The sequence below is a fragment of the SAR202 cluster bacterium genome, assembly GCA_016872355.1.
Classification (GTDB): Bacteria; Chloroflexota; Dehalococcoidia; order Lucifugimonadales; family VGZY01; genus VGZY01.
The window spans coordinates 1-3,662 of sequence record VGZY01000123.1 but is presented as its reverse complement, the minus strand read 5'-3'; the positions used below and the strand labels follow the sequence as shown (position 1 = coordinate 3,662).

General features: G+C 60.2%; 6 protein-coding genes. All 6 read left to right on the top strand.

Features of this window, described 5'->3' with window-relative positions:
- The coding region (locus tag FJ319_14605) for a type I-E CRISPR-associated protein Cse1/CasA (GenBank protein ID MBM3935495.1) at positions 1–883 on the top strand (883 nt) is incomplete at its 5' end.
- Complete coding sequence (locus FJ319_14600) at positions 880–1,362, top strand: hypothetical protein (GenBank protein ID MBM3935494.1); 483 nt, start codon at positions 880–882, stop codon at positions 1,360–1,362. The genes FJ319_14605 and FJ319_14600, both read left to right, overlap by 4 nt.
- 9 nt (positions 1,363–1,371) lie before the next feature.
- Complete coding sequence (gene cas7e / locus FJ319_14595; GenBank protein ID MBM3935493.1) at positions 1,372–2,118, top strand: type I-E CRISPR-associated protein Cas7/Cse4/CasC; 747 nt, start codon at positions 1,372–1,374, stop codon at positions 2,116–2,118.
- 3 nt (positions 2,119–2,121) lie between these two features.
- The gene (locus FJ319_14590; protein ID MBM3935492.1) at positions 2,122–2,514 is read left to right on the top strand and encodes a hypothetical protein; all 393 of its coding nucleotides are present in this window, start codon (positions 2,122–2,124) and stop codon (positions 2,512–2,514) included.
- 1 nt (position 2,515) lies between these two features.
- A complete protein-coding gene (cas5e, locus tag FJ319_14585; protein ID MBM3935491.1) occupies positions 2,516–3,469 on the top strand; it encodes a type I-E CRISPR-associated protein Cas5/CasD in 954 nt (317 codons plus the stop codon).
- On the top strand, positions 3,190–3,624 hold the full coding sequence (locus FJ319_14580) for an HNH endonuclease (protein ID MBM3935490.1): 435 nt from the start codon (positions 3,190–3,192) through the stop codon (positions 3,622–3,624). The genes cas5e and FJ319_14580 overlap by 280 nt, the downstream gene beginning before the upstream one ends.
- The last annotated feature ends 38 nt before the right edge of the window (positions 3,625–3,662 follow it).

Sequence of the window (3,662 nt, the reverse complement as noted above, 5' to 3'; positions counted from 1 at the left end):
AGTCGGCAAGACCCTCCCGTCAACCCTTGTCGCTAACTGGGCACCAGTACCAGAGATCGGCGTTCCTGCCTGGGTGCAACCCGTGTTTGCCGCGAACGACCACATAGTGGTGCCTCTGTTGACCGGCCTTACTGCTCTGTCCAGGCGCGTATGGCTCGATGAACCCAGCGGACCCGCAGGGGTATGCGCGAATTGTGGAGTTCGCGCTGAGGCACTTATCAGAGCCTGCGAATTCCAATCAGCCGGTGACCTCCATACCGACCGGTGGACGGACCCACACGTCATCTATGCCGAAGTGACACCCAGTAAGTCCAGCAAGGCACAAGACCCCACTGCCACTGGCCGGTTTAAGACGGACCGCCCTTGGCCGGAGTTGTTAGCGCGACTGGTCGAAAACCGTCCCGAAAGGCTCTCGGATGCCACTACTCTCCATGTCGTCGGGTTTGCCACGGATAAGGCGAAGAACATCGATGTTTGGGAGCGAACCATTCCCCTGCCCTCCAAGGCCCAGCCCGAAGCGTTCGCAGAAACGCTCCGGCAGTGGCAAAAGGAAGGCGACAAAATGGCCGCGAACCTGGCCCGCAAAACGGGTCTGGAAATGGGTCCAGGCAAGCGAAGGAATGTTGAAATTGCCGCTACAACTGTCGTCTTTCGACCACATGTCGAAGAGCGAGCTATCAATGTGACTGTGCAAACAGGGGCCACGAACGAGTCCCGGTGGGCCAAGGCGGCTGAGGAGTATCGCCCCGTGCTGGCCGTACTGGGTAAGTCCCTTGCACCCGGCACGACCTCCAAAGACGCCGAACGGCGCAAGGCCATCTCAGAAGCCCTGCCGACCATGCGGACGCCCGCGAAGGAGAAAGGCAGGAGAGGAGGCGCATGAGCACGCAGCAGTACATCACTCGGCTAACGTCGTTGAAGGAGGGCGAGCTCACGCTGCTCCGTTCTCTCTCCGGCAAAGGGCTGGATGAGACCGTCCTTGGTTTTGACCTGTTCACCGGCGTCTGGTGGCCGTTGCGGGCGCAGTCGGCACAGGCCCCTCGCCGCGAAGTGGCATGGCTCGTTGCGAAGCTGTTCGCATCGTACCCGATTCCCAATGCCGTCGAAGGCGCGGAAATCAGCCGCTTGCTGAGCCGCATCGAGCCCGAAGAACTGAAGGCCAAACGCCGCTACCGGGCGCGGTTCGACAAGATGCTCACGCTCCCGCTGGCAGCGATTGAACCGTCGCTTGCGTGGGCTTTGGCGACAATTTCTGCGAGCAAAGCACATCTGAATTGGGCGAGACTGACCGACGACCTCTCAATTTGGGAACGCGATTCAACAAGGGCGAAGTGGGCAGAGCAATACGTCGAAAATCTTTAGGAGAAGAGCATGCTGATACAGGTACACGCGATACAGAACCACAGCGCGGCGAATCTAAACCGGGACGACCTTGGCGCGCCGAAGACCTGCTATTTTGGCGGCGTTCTTCGCTCGCGGATTTCAAGCCAGTGCCTCAAAAGGAGCATCCGCATGAGCGCAGAATTCGAGCCGCTGCGAGGCGGCGTCCGCACACGGCAACTAGCGAAAATGATCGCTGCAGAAATTGACGGCAACGCCAAGAACGTCGAACGCGCGGAGCGGGTTCTAGAGAAGTGCGGCATTAGACAGAAGACAACCAAGAAGGCGAGCAGTGACGAAGACGGCGAGAGCTCGAGGAGCAAGATGCTGGTCTATACAACCCGCAAGTCTATCCGCATCATGGCGGAAACCATGGTAAGCGATTCCACCGCCAGCGACGACCAAATCGCCCGGAAGTTCGCGGAGATCATAAGCAAACACTCCACTGCTCCGGACATGGCTTTGAGCGGCAGAATGCTTGAGACAGGCGTCATAAAAGACACCACGGTTGAGGCCGCCCTCCAGGTTGCGCACGCCTTCTCCACCCACGAGGCGCGCCCGGAGGTGGACTACTACGTCGCTGCAGACGACGAACCTGGCGACGATGCCGGAGCCGGTTACGTGGATGAAGCGGTCTTCTCGTCTGCTTGTTTCTACAAGTACTTCGCCATCAATACTGACACCCTCACAAAGAACTTGGGCGGTGAGGCCGAATTGGCTGCGCGCACCGTCGGCTAGTTCATCCGCGGCTCGGCGATTGTGAACCCAACAGGAAAGCAAAATAGCTTTGCTGCGCACAACCCGCCTGATGGGGTGCTTGTTGAGGTCAGGGATATGCCCCTCAACTACGCCAACGCGTTCGCCGCTCCAGTGGCGAAAGGTGATAGAGACGTCATTTCGCAGAGCATCGCGCAACTCGGCCAGTACGCCTACGACATGGACACCGGGTTTGGTCGCCCGACCATGACATTCTGGTTTTCTCCAAACCTTCGCCATCGCCTCTCAGTCGTTGACGAGAAGACTGAAAAGACCCTTGCAGACAGCAGCTACAGGTCGCTCGATGAGCTGATCGCAGCCGTAGTCGCGACCATGGGACACGATTGGAAGGCCATCCGGCAGATTCCGGTGAACTGACATGGCAACCAATCCGAACACCCTTCTCCTCCGACTGGAAGGGCCAATGCAGGCCTGGGGCAACAACCAGTCCAAATTCGTGGCGCGAAGGACATTCGACGCGCCCTCGAAGTCAGGAGTCATCGGCCTTTTGTGTGCCGCTATGGGCATCCCACGGGCGGCCCTTTACGGCGCGCAATTGGCCAGATTTACCTCCCTTCGGATGGCTGTCCGAATAGACAGGCCCGGCATACGGTGGTGGGACTACCACACCGTGGGCGCCGGGCTTGATATGCGAATCGCCGAGGGCGAGGACAAAGTAAAGCCCGGGGCGATGCTCACGCGCCGCGAGTTCCTTTGCGACGCTTCGTTTCTCGTCGCGCTGCAGGGCGACTCTGATCTCCTAAGCGACATCCACCGCGCGCTGCGCCAACCGGTCTGGACACCTTTCCTCGGGAGAAAGAGCTGCCCTCCTTCCCGTCCACTGGTGGAAGCCGAACCAGCGTATTTCTCCGAATTGCAGTCAGCCCTGGCTTCGATGCCATGGCAACCGCGCCTGAAAGGAGACGAACGTCCCGCTTGGCTGGAAAGCATACGGGAGTGGTCCCCGTCCGCCTCAGAGTCCGAGGCTCCGCCAGATGCGGAAATTTGGTACGACGTGCCCGTCTCCTTTGAGCCACCTGCCCATGCGCCGCGATTCGTCGTTCGCACGCGCCTGAGCCTTGCAGACGGTACTGTATCGGTCAGCGCAACGGCGGCGCAGCGGTCCACGCCCCTCCCCCGCGCCCTCGCGCGGACTACCGAAACTCCGCGTACAGGACCGCCCGCAAGGCCCGACTTGACGACGACGGCGGACTCTGTGTTTTCTGCAAATCCCCGGCAACGACAGTACAGCACATCACATATCGGCGCGCCGGAGGCGACGAGACACGCGATGATCTGCGCTCGCTCTGCCGCCTGTGCCACGACGCCGTAACCATGGTGGAGTACGGACTCGGCATGGGCCTCGACCGCATCAACCCCGAAGAGCCGCAGTGGCGCGCCGTGATCATTGAAAAGCGCTCTGAGATAATCCGCTTCCGTTCCCTGGAGACGCGCCGTCGACACCTGACCGCCGCGGAGGTAGAGTGAAATGTACCTCTCACAGTTGTTGATCAATGTTGGGGACG